A 20710-nucleotide genomic window follows, 5' to 3' on the forward strand; every position below is an offset into this window, starting at 1 on the left:
CGATCGCCGCCGTGAAGTCGTCGGCCGGCAGGGGGCGCCACAGCCGGAACCGCACGATCCCGACCTTCTCGCCCTTCGCGCGCTTCTGGTCGACCCACGTCATGGCGGTCTCGGTGATGCCGCCCATCATGACGTAGATGATCTCCGCGTCCTCGTTGCAATACCCCTCGACCGGGCGGTACCGCCTGCCGAACCTATCGCCGAACGCCCCGAGGATCTCGACGATCGGACCGTAGGCGTCGCGCAGCGCGCCCTCGGCCGCCATCTTCGCCTCGGTGTACACACCGGGCATCCCGACCGCGCCCATGGAGACCGGCTTGTCGACGTCGAGCCGCTGCACGGGCTCGAACACCGGGAGGAACTTCCTCACCTCGTCGTGCGTCGGCATCACGATGGGCTCGATGACGTGGCTCACGGTGAACCCGTCGAAGTGGACCATCATCGGCAGCACGACGCGCTTGTCCTCGGCGATGCGGTGCGCCATGACGACGAGATCGACGGCCTCCTGGCCGTTCTCGGCGAAGATCTGGACCCATCCCACGTCGCGCTCCGTCATCACGTCCGAGTGATCGTTCCAGATGTTGATAGGCCCCGAGAGGGCGCGGTTCGCGACGACCATCACCACCGGCAGCCTCAGGTTGGCCGTGATGAAGAGGATCTCGTGCATGAGCGCGAGCCCCTGGCTCGAGGTGGCGGTGAAGGTGCGCGCGCCGGCCGCGACGCACCCGCAGCAACAGCTCAACGCCGCGTGCTCGGACTCGACCGGGATGAACTCCGCGTCGAGGTGGCCCTCGGCGACGATCTCGGCCAGGTGCTCCACCACGTGGGTCTGCGGCGTGATCGGGTAGGCCGCGATGCAGTCCACGTCGCACAGCGCGGCCGCCTCGGCCATGGCGATCGAGACCTCCATTCCCTTGCGATCGGCCATCACTCGTTCTCCTCTTCCATGACGATGCAGCCGGTCCAGCACTCGGCCACGCAGATGCCGCAGCCCTTGCAGTACTCCATGTCGGCCTCCGGGTAGCTGTCGGCGGCGCGCATCGAGATGCACCCCTCGGGGCAGAAGACCGTGCAGACGCCGCACTTCACGCAGCCTTCGAGGTTCCACACCGGTCGGCTGGATCGCCAGTCGCCGGTCCGGTTGTACCGCGACGAGCCGGGCTCGAGCACCGAGGTGCCGATGGCCAGCTCTCTCCAGTTCGGGGTCGGGGATTGCCTAGACAACTGGACCTCCTAAAGCTCGCACGCGCACTCGTCGAACGCGCGGTTGAACGCCTTGATGTTGCCCCCCGCGATCCGGCCGAAGCGCTCCTGGAGCGCGTCGACGATGAGCGCCCTGGGGACCGCATCCGTGGCGCGGATCAGGGCGCCGAGCATCGTCGTGTTCGTGATCACGCGGCCGATCTCCTCGGCGGCGATGCGGTTCGCGTCCACGGTGACGATCCTGCCCTTGAGCTTGTACTCCGCCTTCAGATCCGCGGCGGTCTTCTTCGTGTTCACGATCTGGAGCCCGCCGTCCTGCAGCCCCTCCGAGGTGTTCGCGATGCGCAGGATCGAGGGATCGAGCACGATGACGATGTTCGGCGCCGTGACCGCGGTCCGGTTCCGGATCTTAAGCTTGTCGAGGCGCGCGAAGGCGACGACCGGCGCGCCGCGGCGCTCGGGCCCGAAGCTCGGGAACGCCTGGGCGAACTGGCCGTCGGCGATCGCGGCGAGCGCCAAGAGCTCCGCCGAGGTGACGGCGCCCTGCCCGCCGCGTCCGTGAAATCGAAATTCGAGCATGTGTCCTCCTCGTCGCTCTCACGCCCTCGAACCGCGCGCCCATCGGGCGATGGGCCGACGTGACTTCGTCGCAACTCTACTCGCCGTGACGCTCACTTCAAGGAAAAAGGGCCTGAAAAATCGGCGTTTTTTCAGCTGGTACGGGCCTCCCCGCCGCCGCCGCCGAACTTCGTTTCTTCCGGGGAGAAATCGGCCGAACGGGCGAGCGGTCACGCCGTCAGGTACCCGGAGCCCGGGGAGCCGATCGCGTCGAGCCAGATCGGGGAGGACCAGGCGACGTGGCCGTCCACTTGGACGACGCGGGCGTAGTAGTACGCCCACCGGCCCTCGGGCGGCGCCGGGAGCGTGCCGTGCGCGTCGACCGCCGTCGAGCCGGCCTCGAGCCGGATCTCCCGGCCGCCGTTGGTGACGAGGGCGAGCGACTCGATCTCGGCCGTCGCGGCGACGCTGAGGCGGAACGAAACCGACTCGTTCACCGGGATCTCCTCGCCCATGGGCAGGCCGTTCACCTCGAACCACACGCCGATCTTCGCGCCGGACGTCGCGTAGCAGCGCCGCGCGCCGAGCGCCTCGAAGACCGCGTCCCGCGTGGCGGCCGCCGCGAGGACTCCGGTGAGCCCCGCGCGGTGCGAGTCGGCCATGCGGCAGATCCCGTGGTGCCAGTTCAACCCGTGGCCGTCCGAGCCGCCCACGAACCCGAACCGCAGCCCCCTATCGAGCATCTCGGCCGCGAACTGCCCGAGCTTGTCGTCGCCGCGCGTGCCGATGGGACCGACGCCCGGCCGCTCGTAGGCGCCGTGGCAGGAGACGATCTCCCAGCAGCTCTGCACCTCCGGATCGTGCGCGTCGGCGTCCGCGCCGGTCCACCCCACGTGGTGCGGGAACGCGAGCGCGCCCACGCGGCGGCACTCGGCGAGGAGGCCGGACGACGTCCGGGTCCGCTCGTCGTCCCGGCTGAGCACGGGCCCTCCCCGCGACGAGACGTAGACGACCTTGTGGCCCGGCCCGGGGTGCATCGCGCCGGTCCACTCGAACGCCTGCAGCGTCACGAACTCGCCCGGCGCGTAGAGCTCGTCGGCGATCCGGCAGTGCTCCGCCCATTCGCCCGGCGGGGTCCGCTTCCCGAGGAAGCTTTCGTGATCCGCGATCGCGCACAGATCGTCGCCGTACCGCCAGCGCGCGCGGTGGAACGCCTCCGCGGCGGTGCCCGTCCCGTCGGACGCGGCGGTGTGCTGGTGGATGTCCCCGAACAGCACGCGCCGGCCGGCGACCGCGATCGGGATCCCGCGCACGGCGCGGTGCTCGCGGACCGGGCGCGCGGGCGGCTTCTCCTTCGCGAGGGCCGGCGGCCCGCCGTCGGTCGGCCCGTACGGCAGGAGCCGCGCCGCGAGGCCGTCCCGTTCGCGGCCGACGACGAGCAGCCCCGCCGGCGAGGCGCACGCGTCGAACCGTCGTCCCCGGCACTTCCACCCCGCCTCGTCGAGCTGCGCGGGCACGGTCCACCCGGCGCCCGTCAGATCCATGCGGCGCAGGCTCTGCGATCCGCGCGCCGCGACGACGAGCGCGCCGCCCTCGCCGAGGACGAGCGCCGGCGCCTCGAGCCCCTGATCCTCGCCGCGGCCGCCGCGATCCACGCCCTGCATCCGCGCCGCCGGCAGGGAGAGCTTCCCGTCGCGGTCGAGGTGCGCGACCTCCACCCACCGCACGAGCCCGGGGCCCGCGGCGGGATCGACGTCCGTGCTCCAGGCCACCCAGGCTCCGCCGCCTTCCTCGCCGGCCAGCGACGGGCGCGCGACGACCCCGGTCGGGCCGCCGTCCGCGACCTCGACGATCGCGCCGGGCGCCGGACCGTCCACCCGCCGCGCCTCGATGCGGCTCTCCTCGGGCGCCATGACCTGCCACGCGATCCAGGCCGCGTCCCCGGCCCACGCGGCCGCGGGCTCGAGGTGCGAGCCGCGCCCCTCGGAGATCGGCTTGACGATCGACACCGCGCTCGGCTCCGCGCTCGTGAACCCCTCGACGCGGCACCCGCCGGCCGTGCGGACCGTCCAGCAGAGCGCGAACGCGTCGCTCCCGGTGGACAGGGCCGGCACGCCGGGGCTCCTGCGCCACGGCACGATCAGGCGGGGCGATCCGTCGTCGCCGTCCGCGTCGAGCTCCGCGAGCTTGAGCCCATCCGCCTCCGCGTCGCCGGCGTCGATCCACGCGAGGAGGGCGCCCTCGCCCCACCCCGCCAGCGCTATCCCCGTCACCGCGCGTGTCGGAAGGGTGCACGCGCGGGAGGCGCCCCAGGCCCCGTCTCTGCTCCGGCAGCGGACGCGCACGCGCTCCTCGCGGCCATCCCACGAGATCCACGCCACCCAGAATCGGCCGGCGCCGTCCGCGCAGACGCGCGGCGAGCGGCCGTAGCCGGGCTCGTCCATCAGCGTGCGTTCGAGCGTGGTTGTCGGTGTGTCGGACAAGCGCCATCCCTTGCGATCGATGCGGCGATGTTATCCGATTTCCGCGGCGCGGCCCGAACATTATCGCCGGCCTCGCTCATTTCCCGCCATCCCGGGAGTATTCGGGGTTCTCCGTCGGCACGTCCGAGGTCCCGGAGATCGAGTAGGCCGCCGCGCTACCGGCCCTTCTTGCCGCCGTCGAGGAACCGCTGCGCCTCCATCCGGAGCGCGAGCAGCCTTTCCTCGTACCAGCGGATCGTCGTCGCCTTCACCCGCGCGAGCTCGTCCCTGTGCCGCTCCTCGACCGAGCGGAGCGCCGCCGAGGCGATCGCCTCGGGATCCGGCGGCGGAAGGGCCGCCTCGACGCCGTCCTCCTTGAGGTGCTGGCGCGCTCCCTCGATGGTGTACCGGCGATCGTAGAGCAGGTGCCGGACCGCGAGCACGGCCTCGACGTCCTGCCGCCGGTACAGGCGCTGCCCGGAGCGGGACTTCTGCGGCCGGATCGCCGGGAACTCCGACTCCCAGTAGCGGAGGACGTGAGGCTTCACGTCCGCGAGCTCGGCGACCTCGCCGATCTTGAAGTAGAGCTTATCCGGGAGATCGTTCCGTTTCGTCACTGCGCACCAATCCGCGAACGCACCGGCGCACCCCCGCCGCCGCGCGGGCGCGACAAGCCCGGACACTCTCTCACGACGAAGGGTTGAGGGCGTTCTTCAGCACGTGACTCGACTTGAAGGTGAGCACGTTGCGCGCCCCGATGGTGATGGGTTGGCCTGTCTGCGGGTTTCGGCCGACGCGCTCGTTCTTCGACCTGACGACGAAGTTGCCGAAGCCCGAGATCTTGATCTTCGTGCTCTCCGCCAGCGACTTCTTCATCAGGTCGAACACGATCTCGACCATGTCCGCGGCCTCCTTCTTCGAGAAGCCGCCGACCTTCTCGTACACACGCTCGATGATGTCCGCCTTGGTCATCCGTGCTCTCCTCGATACGGTGAACCTCGATACGTCAACCCGCGTATCGAGCATTTAACCACAGCCCCGATGGTGGTTCAACAGCAGAGTCAGCGGACGATCGCGCGAAACTCTACGGCGACCTTGGCGACGGCGGGCTTGTGCGCCGCGTCGATCTCGTCGTCGGTCAGCGTCCTGTCGAACGCGCGGTAGACGACGGTGAAGGCGAGCGACTTCTTGCCGGCCTCGATCCCCTTGCCGCGGTAGACGTCGAACAGCCGCACCCCGACCGCGAGCGGGCCGCACGCCGCGCCGAGCGCCTCGGCGACCGGGCCCGCGTCCTGCTCCTCCGCCACGAGCAGCGCCACGTCGCGGACCGACGGCGGGAACTCGGAGAGGGGCGAGACGGTCGGCCTGCGCCGCATCGAGCGCAGCGCGAGGACGTCGATCTCGAAGCACGCGGCGCCGCGCTCGAGCTTGAGCGCGCCGAGGAGCTCCGGGTGGAGCTCGCCGACGACGCCGACCTCGACGCCGTCGACGACGAGCGCGCCGCCTCGCGCCGGGTGCAGGAACGGGACGTCCGCCCGGGGCACGACGATCGCCTGCGCGCCGGTCAGATCGCGGATCAGCGCGAGCGCGATCCCCTTGGCGTCGAAGACGTCGTGGGATCCCGGGGCCTCGCCGATCCACGCGTCGCGCGGGCCGGCGACCAGCACCGCGGCGCGCAACACCTCGCGCGGGAGCTCACCGCCCTCGTCGTGGAAGGTCCGGCCGACCTCGAACTGCCTGACCTGCGGCTCGTACCGGGTCGTCGCCCGCTTCAGGTTCTCGAGCAGCCCGGCGACGAGCGTCGTGCGCATCGCCGCGCGCTCTGCGTTCAGCGGGTTGGCGATCCGGACGACCGCGCGATCCATCCCGAGCCGCGCGAGCAGCGCCTCCGGCACGAACGAGTAGCACACCGCCTCGTCGAGGCCGTAGGACGCGAGCGCCTCCTTGGAGCGGCGCGCCGCGTCGAACTCGACCCGGTCCGGCGAACGCGACTGGATGCGCGGCAGCCGCGACGGCACGCGGGCGAGCCCGAGCACGCGGGCGACCTCCTCGATGAGATCGATCTCGCGCGTCAGGTCCGGCCGCGCCGCGGGCACCACGACCTCGAAGCCGCCGTCGACCCGCGTCGTGTCGCAGCCGATCCCGTCGAGGACGCGCCGCGTCTCCTCCGGCTCGGCGCGGTACCCCATGATGTGGGCGAACCGCGCGTCCCTGAGGCCGGCGCGCCGCCTCTCGATCGCGGTCGGGTAACGGTCGATGTTCCCGGGCGCCTTCACGGCCCCGCAGAGCGCGGCCATCGCCGACGCCGCCGACTCGAGGACGTCGATCGCCGCGAGCGGGTCGACGCCGCGCTCGAACCTGTACGACGACTCGCTCTGCAGCTTGAGCCGCCTCGACGTGCGCCGGATCGAGCGCGGATCGAAGTACGCGCACTCGATGAGCACGTTGCGGGTCGACGCGGTCACGCCGGTGTCCTCCCCGCCCATGACGCCCGCGACCGCCACCGGGCGCTCGCCGTCGCAGATGAGGAGATCCTCGGCCGCGAACACCCGCTCGACGCCGTCGAGCGTCCGCATCCGCTCGCCTTCCCTGGCGCGGCGCACGGCGATGGCGCGCCCGGCGAGCTTGTCGAGATCGAAGGCGTGCAGCGGCTGCCCCCACTCGAGCATCGCGAGGTTCGTCACGTCGACGGCGTTGCCTATCGGGCGCACGCCGAGGTTGTGGAGCCGGTAGCGGACGGCGAACGGGCTCGGGCCGATCTTCGCGCCCGAGACGACGGCCGCCGCGTAGCGCGGGCAACCTGCGGGATCGAGCAGATCCACGCGGGCGAGCTTATCGACGGGATCGCCGCCCTCGGGCGCGCGCGGCGCCGGGACCGTGGAGAAGGGCCGGCCGTACAGGAGCGCGACCTCCCGGGCGACCCCTCGGTGGCTCAACGCGTCCGGCCGGTTCGGCGTGACCGAGACGTCGTAGATCCAGTCCTCGAGATCGAGCGCCGCGGCGAGCGGGGTGCCGGGCGCGGCCCGCGTCAGGCCCTCGAGCAGGAGGACGCCGTCGTGATCCGGCCCCACGCCGAGCTCCAGCTCGGAGCACAGCATCCCGAGCGAGCGCTCGCCCTGCAGCTCCCGCTCCGCGACCTCGATCCCGCCGACTCGCGCGCCCACGAGCGCGAGCGCGACGAGCCCGCCGGGCCCCGGGCAGTTCGGCGCCCCGCAGACGACCGCGACGAGGCCGGCCCCGCCGTCGACCTCGACGCACGAGAGGTTGGGCCGCGTGGGGTGCGGGCGCTTCGAGGCCACGACGCCGACGACGACCCTCCCGAGATCCGCGCCGACGCGCCGCGCCGCGTCGACCTCGAGCCCGCCGAACGTGAGCTTGTCGGCGAGCTCGGCCGGGTCCGGCGCGAAGCCGGCGATCTGCGAGATCCAACGATGGCTCAGGAGCACGGCGTCACCTCCAGAAGCAGCCGAGGAAGCGCGGGTCGTTCTCGTACAGGAGCCGGATGCTGGAGATCCCCGCGTACCTCAGCATGGCGACGCGATCGACGCCGACGCCGAACGCGAAGCCGCTGTACCGCTCCGGGTCGATGCCGACGCCGTCGAGCACGTTCGGGTCGACCATCCCCGACCCGAGGATCTCGAGCCAGCCGGTGGACGAGCACAGGCGACACCCCGCGCCGTGGCACGAGATGCACTCGATGTCCATCTCCGCCGACGGCTCGGTGAACGGGAAGAAGCTCGGCCGGAAGCGGCTGCGCACGTCCCCGAAGATCTCGCGGATGAACGTCTCGAGCACCGCCTTCAGGTTCGCGAAGCTCACGCCCTCGTCGACGAGGAGGCCCTCGACCTGGAGGAACATCGGGCTGTGCGTCGGATCGTCGTCGCGCCTGTACACGGCGCCCGGCGCCACGATCTGGATGGGCAGCGGCCTTTCCAGCATCGCGCGGATCTGCACGGGCGACGTGTGCGTGCGGAGCAGAGTCTTCCCTTCTCTGACGAACAGCGTGTCCTGCATGTCGCGCGCCGGGTGATCGTCCGGGAAGTTCAGCTTGCCGAAGTTGTACAGGTCGGTCTCGATCTCCGGGCCGGTCGCGACGTCGAACCCCATCGACACGAACACGTCGACGATGTCGTACATCACGAGGCTCAAGGGGTGCAGGTGGCCCGCCGGCCGCGCGCGGCCCGGGAGCGTCAGGTCGAGGTGCCGGGAGAGGTACTCGCTGTTCGCGCGGTCGGCGAGCGCGTCGATCGCGTCGTTCGTCGCGGTCGTGATGCGCTGCTTCGCGGCGTTGAACGCCTGGCCGACCTCCTTGCGCTGGTCCGCGGGCAGCGCGCCGAGCGCCTTCTGCAGCTCGACGACGCTCCCCTTCTTCCCGAGGTACGCGGCCTGCAGATCGCGGATCTCCTGCTCGGCGGCGCACCCACCGAGCCGGGCGCCGAACCCCGAGGCGAGCTCGTGCAACCTGGCCACAATCTCCTTCGCGTCCATGCTTTTCTCCCGGCGTGAGGTTGCGGGACGGGGGCGCGCCGGCGGATCGTCGCTCGCTACTTGGTCCCGCGCGCCATGGCGGCGACCTTGGCGAACCCCTCGGGATCGACCACGGCGAGATCGGCGAGGATCTTGCGGTCGAGAGCGACCTTCGCCTTCTTGAGGCCGCCTATCATCTTCGAGTAGCTCAGGCCCTGGAGCCGGGCGCCGGCGTTGATCCGGGTGATCCAGAGGCCGCGCATGTCGCGCTTCCGCAGCTTCCGGCCGACGTACGCGTCCTTCCACGCGTGCAACACGGCCATCTTCGTCACCTTGAAGATGCGGCTGCGCGACCCGAAGAACCCCTTCGCCTGCTTGAAGACGCGGTTGCGGCGTCTCCTCGCCTTGAAACCCCTCTTTACCCTGGACATGCTAGCGCTCCTTTGTCTGCGGCCGCCTCACCGTCAGGGGATCACCCTACAGATAAGGCAGGAGCCGGCGCACTTGGCGCACCCTCGTCTTGTCGACGATGTCGTTCTTGCGGAGCTTGCGCTTCCGCTTCGATGTCTTCTTCGTCAGGATGTGGCTGTGGAACGGCTTGTCGCACCGGACCTTGCCGTTCCCGGTCTTGCGAAAGCGCTTGGCGGCCGCGCGATTCGATTTCATCTTCGGCATTTTCGAACCCTCGACGTCCCGCGGACCGGCCCTCGGACCGCGTGAAAACCCTTTCGTTTCGGCACCCTCCACGAAAGGCCCCCGTATGTACACCTGGCATCGGAGAGGACGCAAGAAAAAACGTCCCGGAGATCGGCCGTGCCTCACGGCGCTTTCTCGAGCGCCGAAAGCTCCTCGGCGTCGGCGAGGTCCCGGGCCCTCTTGGACGCCCTTTTCGACGCGATGAGATCGTCGCGGGAGATCAGCCGGAGGCGCACGCCATCGACATCGACGAATCGGGCCCGGCGCACGACTTCCACCGGCGCGACGCCGAGGACGCTGGTCAGGAGATCGATGCGGTTGGGCTCGACGCCCATGTGGAGCGCGGCGCCTTCCCGTGCGAGGAAATCCGCGCGCAGGCCGACCCGTCCGAATCCGAATTCGTCCAGCGCCGCGAGGGCTCTCCTCGCGTTGTCGTCGTTGGGCACGACGAGGATGTCGAAGTCCTGCGTCAAGCGTGGGTATCCGTAGTAGTTGACGGCGAACCCGCCGATCACCGCGTAGGCGACCCCGTGTCGCTCGAGCAGCGCGAGCAGATCCTTCATGTCCTCTGTGAGGGTCACGGCTCGGTCTCGAACCAGTCGACGAGCTCGTAGCTCCAGACCTTCTCGATCGGGATCTTCTCCCAGCCCCGGCCGCGGGAGCGATCTTCGATTTCCCGCACCTCGGCGAGGCGTGCCTCGATCGAGCTCGCGGCGCGGCGGCGCCTCTCGAACGCGTTCTCCTCCTCCAGGGACGAGAAAAGGCGGACGCTCGCTCGGGCGGCTCTCTCCTTGCTCCGGCGCTCTCTGTGTGTCTCGTCCGTCACCCGCGCTCCTCGCGTCCCTTCCGAGTAATACCATCCACGCGGGCGTTTCACCAAAGGTCGTGACGTCGATGCGGGTTGCCTTCGATCCGGGCGGCCGCAAAAGGACCGGATCTGCATCGACTCGACCCAATGACCATATTCTGGGACCATTTTCTGGCGACCTTGCATGAAACGGCCGGGAGTTAGAACAGCGGCACGTCGCCCATGCTCGCTGGGGTCTCGTCGTCACCCACGTAGTCGACTCCCGGGCCGTAGCCGAGCTGACCGAAAGGTCCGTTTCCCCAGCACCGAACCGAGCCGGTCTGCATGAGCGCGCAAACGTAGGTCAGACCCCCATCGATGGCCGCTACCGGGCCGCCGACCTCCACCAGCGGTGCTTCGGCTGGGACTTCGTCGTCGCCGACGATATAGCCCAAACCGTACGCGATGGCGCCCCAACACTTCGTGCCGCCTCCTTCGAATCGAACACAGGTGAACCGCTCCCCGGTCGTTATCTCGACGACGAGATCGCCGACATCGACCGGCCCGACTGACGCAGGAGCCTCGTCGTTGCCGATAGTATCGGTATTTCCGTAGCCAAGCTGTCCATTGTCGCCGAGCCCCCAGCAAACGACGTCGCCGGATTCCAGCACGGCGCACGTGTGATAGTACCCGCACGAGACCTGCGCCGCCGGGCCGCCAAGATCTACTGGACCCACGTCGGACGGCAATTCGTCGTCGCCGACGTCCTCCGTGTCGCCGAGCCCCAGCTGCCCCCACTGGTTGTCGCCCCAGCAATAGACATCGCCGTTCCCGAGCACAGCGCAGGTGTGATCCAGCCCCGCGGAGATCCGGACCGCAGCTCCGCCGAGCTCCACGCGCGCCGAGGCCCCGGGGTCGTCCATGTCGTACCCCGCCCCGCCGCCGTAGCCGGTCTCGCCGTGCTCGCCGTCGCCCCAGCACACGACGTCGCCGCCCTCGAGGAGCGCGCAGGTATGGCCATCGCCCGCGGCGGCCTGGACGATCGCGACGCCGAAATCGATCGGCGCGTGGTCCGCGGGGACGTCCCAGCACCCGATCGTCCCGTTGTATTCGGACGCGACTGGCACCCCGAGCTCGCCGCTCGATTCCGTGCCCCAGCACTTCATCCCGCCCGTCGCCAGGAGGGCGCACGTGTGCAGCCCGCCGGCGACGATCTGCGCGACGTTCCCGCCGACGTCCACGAACGGCAACGTCGACGGCAGGCTCGAGTCGTACCCCTCGGGCGGCAGCTCGGGATCGTAGCCGTACCCGAGCTGGCAGAGCTGCGGGGAGCCCCAGCACTTGACGTCGCCCCCGTCGATCACGGCGCACGTGTGCCGGCCGCCCGCCGAGACGGAGACGGCCGCCGCTCCGTCGCCGCCATCGGTGTCATCTCCGCCGTCGACGCCGGCGTCGGTTCCGCCGTCCCCGGGATCGGCGGGGTCGTCCTGTCCGCCCGCGGCGAAGGCGAGGGCGGCGGCGCAGCACACCACACGTCCGAGCGCGGGGCGGCCTACCACGGGATCACCTCGCTCCCGGAGTAGACGCCGTAGGGCGTCGCGCTGGTGCCGTCCCAGACCGAAATCGTGTGCCACAGCACGATGCCCTGATTCGGACCGCTGCCCGGAGCGGTGGCGTCGCTGAACGCGTCGATGATGTAGGGACCGTAGCCTTTCGTGGCCGTCGGGGTCGGGGACACGTCGCCGAGGTCGCCCGCCCAGGGAGCGTTCCTTAGAACCTTCCAGTACTGCACCATCTCGCTCCACGGGTTGTTGTTGAGGAGGAAGATCTGCGGGCCTTTGATCGACAGCCCGTCCAAGCGGATGACGCGCGCCGACAGCTCTCCGAACACCGGGATGGGATCCCAGTACTGTAGCGCCGGCCAGCATCCTCCGCTCCGAGCGGCCTCGTCTTCGACTTCCCGGTCCCAATCCGGTTGCGTCCAGTTGTCGCACGGCGGGTCACCCGTGAGAGAAACCGCCAATTGTTCCTCCCCAGACCAGGTCGCGCCGTCCCAGTAGTGCACGATCGGCTTGCCGGTGAATGAGTCCACCTGGCCGAACTCGTTCCGCTCTATGAATGCGAGGAACAGCCCGCTCTTCCGGTACGGTCGCCCCGAGCCGTAGAGCAGCAGGCCACCTTGCGAGCCGTCGAGCTGGCAGATCTCCGTGTCGGTCGCCGTGCCGTCGCACATCGACTCGAAATCCGAGGCGGTGAGCTCGATGGCGGCGACCTGGACGAACCGAGCAGGCTCCCCTGGGCTCGACGATTCCTCTCCGGCGGGCGGCCCCACGACATCCGGAGGCGGAGGAGACACGTCGACCGAGAACGGCACGGCGTCGCCATCGGCGTCGGAGTAGCACGCGCGGAACTTTATTCCGTTGAAGGAGCACCCGACCCAGGAAGTGGGGCGAAGCCTGGGGTCGGAGCTGTCGAACGCCACGTTGTCGTCCGCCCCGCTCGGATGGATCGCGGTGCCGTACCAGAGGATGACCGTGGGCAGGAGAAGATAGGTCGCCGGGACGGGAAGATCGACGGCGTACGGGATCCTCGTCGCAACGACTCCCGTGGGAACCGTGTAGCGGGGCGTTGGCAAACTGGGGTCCCAGTAGACCGTTCCATTGACGGGGTCGTGCAGCCGCGGGGAGAAGTCCTTGTGCACACCGGGGATGACGATGGGAGTCCATCGCCATTCCGCGAGATGCGTCTGGGGGTTGGGTTCCAGCCCCAGCACCGGCGACACGACGATCCCGTCACTCGGGTCGTCATCCCCTGAGACGACGATCATGTCATTGCAGACGGCTCCGGCGGAAACGTCGCACTCCTTTTCCGACCATCTCCTCCCCGTCGAAGGGCTCCGGGTGTCTCCCATGTAGTAGTACTGACGACCATTCAAGCCGACGCTGATGCCGAAACCGAGATCCGTACCGCCATGATAATCAGACCAGTAGAATGGTGTTGAAATGTTGTAGCTTGAGGAAAAAGGATCATACGCCCAGTGCTCCCCTAAAAACCAATGTTCCACCTCTGGCGAACCACTCGGCAGATAACCTGGTGACGAACCGTTGGGCCGAGTTGGCGGCGTGTAGGGAATGAAGAAAAGTCCAGGTGAGTTAGGAAGCGCAAATAGAACGTAGATTTGGTGTTCGACGTATCCCCATAGTTCGTCGAGCCGCCACTCGGTCACGAGCAGCCAAGCTTCTTCCTCTGCTTGCTCGATGGTCCAGGATCCCGGCTGCTGCTTGAGATCGGATTCAATTTGATCGAGTAGTGAAACGAGGCCCGACGCAGCGTACGCCTGCGCCACGGCCTGCAACGTCACGTAGTCCGGCGGTGCCGGCACGATCTGCTGCACCAGGATGTCGAACATCTTCCACGCGTCGACCGTGTAGCTCGCCGTGTCAGAGATGCCGGTCACCGCGATCTTCTTCTCGTAGTCGGCGAAGACCGCCACACCCGACATGCAGCCCGTGCTCTGGTACAGCGACACGGCGTTTGACTTCAAGTGCGCCGGGTTGACACCGAAGATCAAGGCGGGCTTCTGGTGCACGAGCGCCTCGGCACCGACCCGGCTCGTGAACGCCGTGTACCCGTCCACCAACGATGTGACCGTGTCCCCGTCCGAGAGACGGGCGATCGGCGACGTTGTCAGCCCGAGCCGGTACGCGTACAGGAACGTCCACGACTCCACCACCAGCACCGGCTTGCCCGACGCCTTGATCGCGCTGAGCCCCGTGGCCGAGACGAGCGGCGCGGACTCGGTGAGCACGATCAGGTCGTACGCGGCGAAGCTCGTCGTGCCCCTGACCTTGTAGTCCTTGATCCGCGTCACGTTGTACCCGAGATCGAGGAAGTGGTTCTCGATGTCATCCTCTTGAGAGCACCACCCGTTTGCCACGAACAGGACGTTCAGCGGCGTGGGCGGGTCGGCCGCCGCCGCGAGCGGAGCGACGAGCGCCCCGAGAAGGATGAACACGGCGACGGCGCGGACGCAACGGGCCTTCGGCACGACCTCGTACGACACGGCGAGCTCCTTTCGCTGGCGTTCTTTGATCTGGTGCCGATGGTACCACTTCCGGACGTGACGCGAGTGCAGCCCTTCTTGCCGGAAAGGGAAAACGAAGCCGCGCGGTCCTCGCGGCCGGCCGTCAGCCGCCGGTCTTCGCGGGCGCGATCAGCATCGTCATCATGCGCCCGTCCATCGCGTAGGGCTGCTCGACGACGGCGATGTCCTTGACGGCCTCCACCATCTTGTCGAGCTGCCTCGCGGCGACGTCGGGGTGCGCCAGCTCCCGCCCGCGGAACCGGATCGTGAGCCGCGCCTTGTTCCCCTCCTCGATGAACCGGCGAACGTGCTTCAGCTTGGTCTCGAAGTCGTGGGTGTCGGTCTTGGGCCGCATCTTGACCTCTTTGACCTCGATGACCTTCTGCTTCTTGCGCGCCGAGTTGGTCTGCTTCTTCTGCTCGTACTTGAACTTGCCGAAATCCATGATGCGGCAGACGGGCGGATCGGCCTTGGGGTTGATCTCGACGAGATCGAGCCCGAGCTCCTGGGCGATCGTCAGCGCCTGGCGGATCGGATAGATCCCGAGCTGCTGCCCGTCCGGGTTGATGACCCGCACCTCGGGCCGCCGGATCATCTCGTTGATGCGCGTCTGCGTCGGGCGCGGCGTGCGCCCCACTGGTGCTTTGTCGTTTGGCTTGTTGTCGTTAATGACGTCCTCCTTTCGTCGGGGCCGCCTCTCCGGAGACGACGGCCCGGTTTCCCTGATACCTCAGCCGAGCTCGTACGTCCGCGGCTCCGCGGCCTCCCGCTCGAGCCACGCGACGAGCTCGTCGATCGTCTTGAACCCCAGCTCCCCGTCGGCGCGGGATCGGAGGGCGACGCCGCGCCCCTCGACCTCCTTGTCGCCTATCACCGCCATCGCCGGGATGCGCTTCAGCCGCGCCGCCCGGATCTTCGCGCCGAGCTTGTCGTTCTCGAGGTGCATCTCGACGCGGAACCCGCGATCCGCGAGGGTGCGCCGCACCTCGTTCGCGAACTCGATCTGGCGATCCGTCACGGTCAGGATCGCCACCTGCTCCGGAGCGAGCCACATCGGGAACGCGCCCGCGTAGTGCTCGATCATGACGCCGAAGAACCGCTCCATCGATCCGAGGATCGTCCGGTGGAGCATCACCGGCCGGTGCCGCTTCGAGTCGTCGCCGATGTACGCGAGATCGAACCGCTCCGGGAGGTTGAAGTCCGCCTGGATGGTAGAGCACTGCCAGAGCCGGCCGATCGCGTCGCGGATCTTGATGTCGATCTTGGGCCCGTAGAACGCGCCGCCGCCCTCGTCGACCTCGTACTCGATCCCCTCGGCGTCGAGCCCGCTCCGGAGCGCCGCCTCGGCGAACTCCCAGACGTCCAGGCCGCCTATGAACTTCTCCTTCGGCCGCGTGGAGAGCATCACCGCGAGATCCTTGAACCCGTAGTCGCCGAGGAGGTGGATCGTGAAGCGGAGCAGGCGCCGGATCTCGCCGTCGAGCTGGTCGGGCCGCATGAACAGGTGCGCGTCGTCCTGCGTGAACCCGCGGACCCGGAGCAGCCCGTGCAGCTGGCCGGAGCGCTCGAAGCGGTACACCGTGCCGAGCTCGCCCCACCGCTTCGGGAGATCGCGGTACGAGACGAGCGCGTTGCGGTACATGCCGATGTGGAACGGGCAGTTCATCGGCTTGATGTAGTAGGGGTTGCCCTCGACCTCCATCGGCGCGTACATCGCGTCCGCGTAGTTCTCGAGGTGCCCGGAGGTCTCCCAGAGGTTCGACCGCCCGACGTGCGGCGAGAAGACGAGGTCGTAGCCGTTCTTGAAGTGCGCCTTGCGCCAGTGATCCTCGATCATCCAGCGGACGAACGCGCCGCGCGGGTGCCACAGCACGAGCCCGCCGCCGATCTGCTCGTCGATGCTGTAGAGGTCGAGCTCCTTGCCGAGCTTCCTGTGGTCGCGCTTCTTCGCCTCCTCGAGCGCGGCGAGGTGCTCGGCGAGCGCCTTCTTGTCGGAGAACGCGGTGCCGTAGATCCGCGCGAGCATCTTCTTGTGCTCGTCGCCGCGCCAGTAGGCGCCCGCGCCGGAGAGGAGCTTGAACGCCTTGATGAAGCGTGTGCTCGGGACGTGCGGCCCGGCGCACAGGTCGACCCACGCGCCGTGGGTGTAGAGCGTGATCGGCACGCCGTCGGCGATGCCGTCGAGGATCTCGAGCTTGTACGTCTCCCCCATCCCGTTGAAGAGCGCCCTCGCCTCCTCCTTGGAGACCTCCTTGCGGACGAAGTCGCGGCCCTCGTTGATGATCGCGAACATCTGCTTCTCGATCGCGGCGAGCTCCTCCTCGGTGAAGCCGCCCGCCTCGCGGTCGAAGTCGTAGTAGAAGCCGTTGTCGATCGCCGGGCCGATCGTCACCTTCGTGCCCGGGAAGAGCCTCTGCACGGCGTCCGCCATGACGTGCGCCGTCGAGTGGCGGATGACGTGGAGCGCGGCCGGATCGTCGATCGCCACCGGCAAAGGCGCGGCGCCCGCCGGGAGCGGCGCCTGGAGATCCGCCAGCTCGCCGCCTATCAGCGCGGCGACCGTGCTCTTGTCGAGGAGATCGGCGGACGCCAGGGCGGCGCCGACCGTGTTCGCGGCGTACCGGTCCTTTGGACTGTTCATGGTTTTCTAATTGTAGGCACGAGCGGGATCGAACCGCTGACCCCTACCGCGTCAAGGTAGTGCTCTCCCACTGAGCTACGTGCCTTCCTGTCCGCGGCGCCAAGGGCCGCCGCGCAAAGCGAGGGACTCTTATCAAAACGGGTATGGAGCGTCAAGGCGTAGTCCCCGCGGCGTAGAGGCTCTCGAGGAGCTCCCGGTAGCGGCTGGAGATCACCTTGCGCCGGAGCTTCAGGCTGGGGGTCACCTCGCCCTTGTCGATGGAGAACTCGGTCGGCAGCACGGCGAACCGCTTCACCGTCGCGAACGAGTCGAGCGCCCCGTTCACGCCTTGGACGTCCGCGTCGATCGCCTCGCGCACGACAGGGTCCGACGCCAGCGCCTCGCCGCGCGCGGCGACGCCCTTCTCCGCCGCGAACCCCTCGGCGTACTCCCGGTCCATCGTCAGGAGCGCGACGAGGAACGGCCTGCCGTCGCCGAAGACGAGCGCCTGCGACACGAACCGGCTCCGCACGAGCTTCGCCTCGATGAACGCGGGCGCGATGTTCTTCCCCCCGGAGGTGATGATGATGTCCTTCTTCCTGTCCGTGATCGTGAGGAAGCCGTCCTCGTCGATGACGCCGATGTCCCCGGTGTGCAGCCACCCCGCGGCGTCGATCGCCTCCCGGGTGTCGTCGGGCCGGTTCAGGTAGCCCTTCATGACGCCCGGGCCGCGCACGAGGATCTCGCCGTCGTCCGCGACCTGCACGTCCACGCCGTCGATCGCGGACCCCACGGTGCCGAACTTGTAGCGGGAGACCCGGTTCGCGTTCGACAGCGACGCGCCCTCGGTCATGCCGTAGCCCTCGATGATCTGGATCCCGGCCGCGTGGAAGAACTCGAGGAGGTGGCGCGGGCAGGCGGCGCCGCCGGAGATGATCATCCGGACCCGCCCGCCGAGCGCGGCCCGGATCTTGCGGAACACGAGCGCGTCGGCGACGGACGCCTGCACGTTGAGGAGCCCGGGCACGTCCTCGCGCGCCTGCAGGTGGCGGCTGTGCCGGAGCCCGATCCCCATCGCCCAGTCGAAGACGGCCCGCTTGATGGGGCCCCCCTTCTCGACCTGCGCGATGACCCCGGCGTGGATCTTCTCGAACAGGCGCGGCACGGTGCAGAAGAAGTCCGGCCGCACCGACGCGGCGTCGTCGACCGCCGTGAGCATCGACCGCGCGAACGCGATCGTGAACCCGACGCGCAGCGCCGCGTGGTACGAGAGCTGGGCGTAGACGTGGGCGAGCGGCAGGAACAGGAGGCAGACGTCGCCCGGGCGCAAGCCGAGGATGCGATCCACCTCGTCGACGACCGACGCGCAGTTCCTGTGCGTGAGCATGGCGCCCTTCGGCTCGCCGGTCGTGCCGGAGGTGTAGACGATCTTCGTGACGTCCTCGGGATCCAGGGTCGCGATGCGCCGCTCGATCTCGACCGCGTGGGCCTTCATGCCCTTCGCGCCGCCCTCGAGGAACTCCTCGTAGAGGACCGCGAGGCCGCGGTGCGAAGCCGGCAGCGCCTCGTCGAGCGAGAGCTCCCGCGGCGCGGGCGCGCCCGGCCTGGCGATCGGCGTCTGCCGATCCTCGAGGACCACGATCCTCCGGACCGCGGCCGGCGGGGCGCCGCCCCCGAACAGGCCCCGGACCTGCAGCGGCCCCTCGGCGAGGACGACCGCCGCGCCGGAGTCCGCCAGGATGAGCTCGACCGTCTCGCGGCTCAGGTTGTGGTAGATCGTGACCGTGCGGGCGCCGATCATCATGATCGCGAGGTCCGCCTCCAGCCACTCCCGGCGCGAGTAGGAGAAGATCGCGACGTTGTCCCCCGGCGCGACGCCCTCGCCGAGCAGCGCCGCCGCGAGGGAGCGCGCGCGCGCGTCCCACTCCTTCCACGTCGTCGGCCTCCACGCCGCGCCGCTGCGCTCGAGCAGCGCGGCCTTGGCCGGGTGCTCGCGCAGGCGCTGCTGGAACAGGTGGAGGAGGGTTCCCTTGGCGGCGGCCATCTAGAAACCGACGCTGACCACGACGGACGGATCGAAGTTCACGGCCCAGCCGTCGCCCACGAGCACGTCGATCGGCAGCTCGATGCCTAAGCCGAAGTTCCGGGAGAAGTAGAAGATCGCGGCCGCGCCGACCTCGATGTCCACGAACCCCGGCTTCGGGAAGTAGGGATCGCCGCTCGGGCTCGCGACCTTGTAGATGATGTGCCCGTAGCCGACGCCGGCGAACGCCGAGAGGCGCATGGCGCCGCCCGCGAGGATCGGCTTCTGGAGGAAGGTGAACCGGGCGCGCGCGTTGGCGAGCCACGCCTTGGCGATGTGCTTGGTCAGGATCTCCACCGCCTCGTCGGAGTCGGTCAGCGCGACGCTCTTCTTGGCCGCGTCCTCGTCGAGCGGGTTGTCCTCGTCGCCGGGCGACATCCCGTCGACCTCCGTGCATTTCAGTCCGTTCGCCGTGTCCAGGTCGCCGCCGGCCGCGTCCCAGCAGCTCTGGTTGTCGACATCGAAGCTCTTGAACTTCATGAGGTCGATGCGCCCCGAGATCTCCACCGAGAGCCAGTCGAGCTTCGGGATCTGGAGCCCGACCGCGAGCCGGAGCGGCACGCCGCCGAAGGCGAAGCCCGAGGGCTTCTTGGTGTAGGTCTCCACGACGTTGTCGCCGCCCTCGTTCTCGTGCGTGGTGAACGTGATCTCCTGCGACATCGCGCCGAAGCCCACGCCGCCGGACACGTTGACGTAGAACTTCTGCGGGCCGCGCGGGCCTTTGGGAGCGCTCCCGTCGGGCTCGCAGATGCCGGCCTCGCCGCACACGAGCCCCTCGGCGCAGCCGGTGGCCGGGTCGCACACCTCGCCGTCGCCCGGCTTCGCGCCCTGGCCGCACGTCTTGTCCCACGGCGGGCACTGCGTGCACTCCTGGGGGACCGGGAACCCGGCGATCCCCGGCAGCGGGGACGACTCGGGGGTCATGACGACGTTGAACGGCCCCTGGGCGGACGCGTGGCCGCAGATCAGGTTGCCGAGGCGGTCGTACCCTTCGATGTAGTAGTTGATGGTGGCCGGGTCGTAGAGCCGGATCTCGCCCTCGTCGCAGCTCACCTGCGCGCCGAACCCCCGCCCGGAGGGCGTGACCGTCAGCTCCTTGTACTGGGGCGAGCCGTCGAACGCGAACCTGACGACGAGCTTGGCGAGCCGCGCCTGCATCGCGGGATCGAGCTCCATGTAGAGCGGCACCTCGTAGCGCTGCTTCACGTCGGTCGGCGCCGTGTGCACGCCGCACACCGGCACCCCGGGATCGGCGGCCCCTCCCTGCGGCGGGCCGGCCTGGGCGCCGCCGGGCAGGACGATCGTGCTCAGGACGTTCGGGCAGTTGGCGGGCGTCGCCTGCTGCTTCGCCATCATGAATACGGCGTCGATGTCCGGGGTCGACATGAGCGGATCGATCATGATGCCCGAGTCGAGGCAGAGCGCGGTCGCGAAGTCGCGCTGCCCGCTCGCGTTGTCGCCCGAGCCGCCTATCCGGATCGTGCCGTACGCGACGTAGAGGCGCGCGAGGGTCGCCTTGTCGAGGTCCGGAGAGTAGCCGAGCGCCTCCTCGAGCGCGCCGGTGGCCGCCGTGAGATCGAGGTTCGAGTACGCGTCCATCGCCTCCTTGACGAGCCCGGAGACCTTCCGCTTGGCCTCGGCGTTCCCCTCGCCGAGCGCGGGCGCCGCGGCGAACGTCACGGCGATCGCGAGCCAGAGCATCGACGAAAGCGGCTTGATCGAACGCGAATCGACTCGTCCCATCACGACT

At 69.1% G+C, this 20710-nt stretch carries 17 protein-coding genes, 1 tRNA gene and 1 pseudogene; all 19 read right to left on the bottom strand.

Translation table 11 applies throughout. The features are described from left to right. Positions 1-928 (bottom strand): pyruvate ferredoxin oxidoreductase (gene porA / locus M0R80_19335; GenBank protein ID MCK9461789.1); only part of this gene is annotated, 928 nt, incomplete at its 3' end. After that, positions 928-1224, bottom strand: a complete 297-nt coding sequence (locus M0R80_19340) for a 4Fe-4S binding protein (GenBank protein ID MCK9461790.1) — start codon at positions 1222-1224, stop codon at positions 928-930. The genes porA and M0R80_19340, both read right to left, overlap by 1 nt. Positions 1225-1233: 9 nt before the next feature. After that, on the bottom strand, positions 1234-1782 hold the full coding sequence (locus M0R80_19345) for a 2-oxoacid:acceptor oxidoreductase family protein (GenBank protein ID MCK9461791.1): 549 nt from the start codon (positions 1780-1782) through the stop codon (positions 1234-1236). A 209-nt stretch (positions 1783-1991) separates the two neighbouring features. After that, positions 1992-4244: a CehA/McbA family metallohydrolase gene (locus tag M0R80_19350; protein MCK9461792.1), complete on the bottom strand. Its 2253-nt coding sequence runs from the start codon at positions 4242-4244 to the stop codon at positions 1992-1994. 353 nt (positions 4245-4597) lie between these two features. Continuing rightward, positions 4598-4840: pseudogene (locus tag M0R80_19355) on the bottom strand (MerR family transcriptional regulator). Between the two features lie 70 nt (positions 4841-4910). After that, positions 4911-5195, bottom strand: coding sequence for an integration host factor subunit alpha (locus M0R80_19360; GenBank protein MCK9461793.1), 285 nt, complete (start codon positions 5193-5195; stop codon positions 4911-4913). An 89-nt stretch (positions 5196-5284) separates the two neighbouring features. Beyond that, the gene (pheT, locus tag M0R80_19365) at positions 5285-7669 is read right to left on the bottom strand and encodes a phenylalanine--tRNA ligase subunit beta (protein ID MCK9461794.1); all 2385 of its coding nucleotides are present in this window, start codon (positions 7667-7669) and stop codon (positions 5285-5287) included. Positions 7670-7673: 4 nt separating this feature from the next. Continuing rightward, positions 7674-8711 carry a phenylalanine--tRNA ligase subunit alpha gene (locus M0R80_19370; protein MCK9461795.1) on the bottom strand — a complete coding sequence of 346 codons (1038 nt, stop codon included), beginning with the start codon at positions 8709-8711 and terminating at the stop codon, positions 7674-7676. A gap of 56 nt (positions 8712-8767) precedes the next feature. Continuing rightward, on the bottom strand, positions 8768-9121 hold the full coding sequence (gene rplT / locus M0R80_19375; protein MCK9461796.1) for a 50S ribosomal protein L20: 354 nt from the start codon (positions 9119-9121) through the stop codon (positions 8768-8770). A 46-nt stretch (positions 9122-9167) separates the two neighbouring features. After that, complete coding sequence (rpmI, locus tag M0R80_19380) at positions 9168-9365, bottom strand: 50S ribosomal protein L35 (protein MCK9461797.1); 198 nt, start codon at positions 9363-9365, stop codon at positions 9168-9170. A 143-nt stretch (positions 9366-9508) separates the two neighbouring features. Next, on the bottom strand, positions 9509-9967 hold the full coding sequence (locus M0R80_19385) for a nucleotidyltransferase (protein ID MCK9461798.1): 459 nt from the start codon (positions 9965-9967) through the stop codon (positions 9509-9511). Beyond that, complete coding sequence (locus tag M0R80_19390; GenBank protein ID MCK9461799.1) at positions 9964-10212, bottom strand: hypothetical protein; 249 nt, start codon at positions 10210-10212, stop codon at positions 9964-9966. Before M0R80_19390 ends, M0R80_19385 begins: the two co-directional genes overlap by 4 nt. 182 nt (positions 10213-10394) lie before the next feature. Next, entirely contained in the window at positions 10395-11732 is a 1338-nt protein-coding gene (locus M0R80_19395; GenBank protein MCK9461800.1) for a hypothetical protein, read from the bottom strand. Then, a complete protein-coding gene (locus M0R80_19400; protein MCK9461801.1) occupies positions 11726-14236 on the bottom strand; it encodes a hypothetical protein in 2511 nt (836 codons plus the stop codon). The genes M0R80_19395 and M0R80_19400 overlap by 7 nt, the downstream gene beginning before the upstream one ends. A 124-nt stretch (positions 14237-14360) precedes the next feature. Next, the gene (infC, locus tag M0R80_19405; GenBank protein ID MCK9461802.1) at positions 14361-14894 is read right to left on the bottom strand and encodes a translation initiation factor IF-3; all 534 of its coding nucleotides are present in this window, start codon (positions 14892-14894) and stop codon (positions 14361-14363) included. A 93-nt stretch (positions 14895-14987) separates the two neighbouring features. Then, on the bottom strand, positions 14988-16898 hold the full coding sequence (gene thrS, locus M0R80_19410) for a threonine--tRNA ligase (GenBank protein ID MCK9461803.1): 1911 nt from the start codon (positions 16896-16898) through the stop codon (positions 14988-14990). A 13-nt stretch (positions 16899-16911) separates the two neighbouring features. Beyond that, positions 16912-16983, bottom strand: a tRNA-Val gene (locus tag M0R80_19415). A gap of 66 nt (positions 16984-17049) precedes the next feature. Then, a complete protein-coding gene (locus M0R80_19420) occupies positions 17050-18921 on the bottom strand; it encodes a long-chain fatty acid--CoA ligase (GenBank protein ID MCK9461804.1) in 1872 nt (623 codons plus the stop codon). Then, positions 18922-20703: a hypothetical protein gene (locus M0R80_19425; protein ID MCK9461805.1), complete on the bottom strand. Its 1782-nt coding sequence runs from the start codon at positions 20701-20703 to the stop codon at positions 18922-18924. It abuts the gene before it with no gap. Between the last annotated feature and the right edge of the window lie 7 nt (positions 20704-20710).

This window comes from Pseudomonadota bacterium (genome assembly GCA_023229365.1).
Classification (GTDB): Bacteria; Myxococcota_A; Polyangia; order JAAYKL01; family JAAYKL01; genus JALNZK01.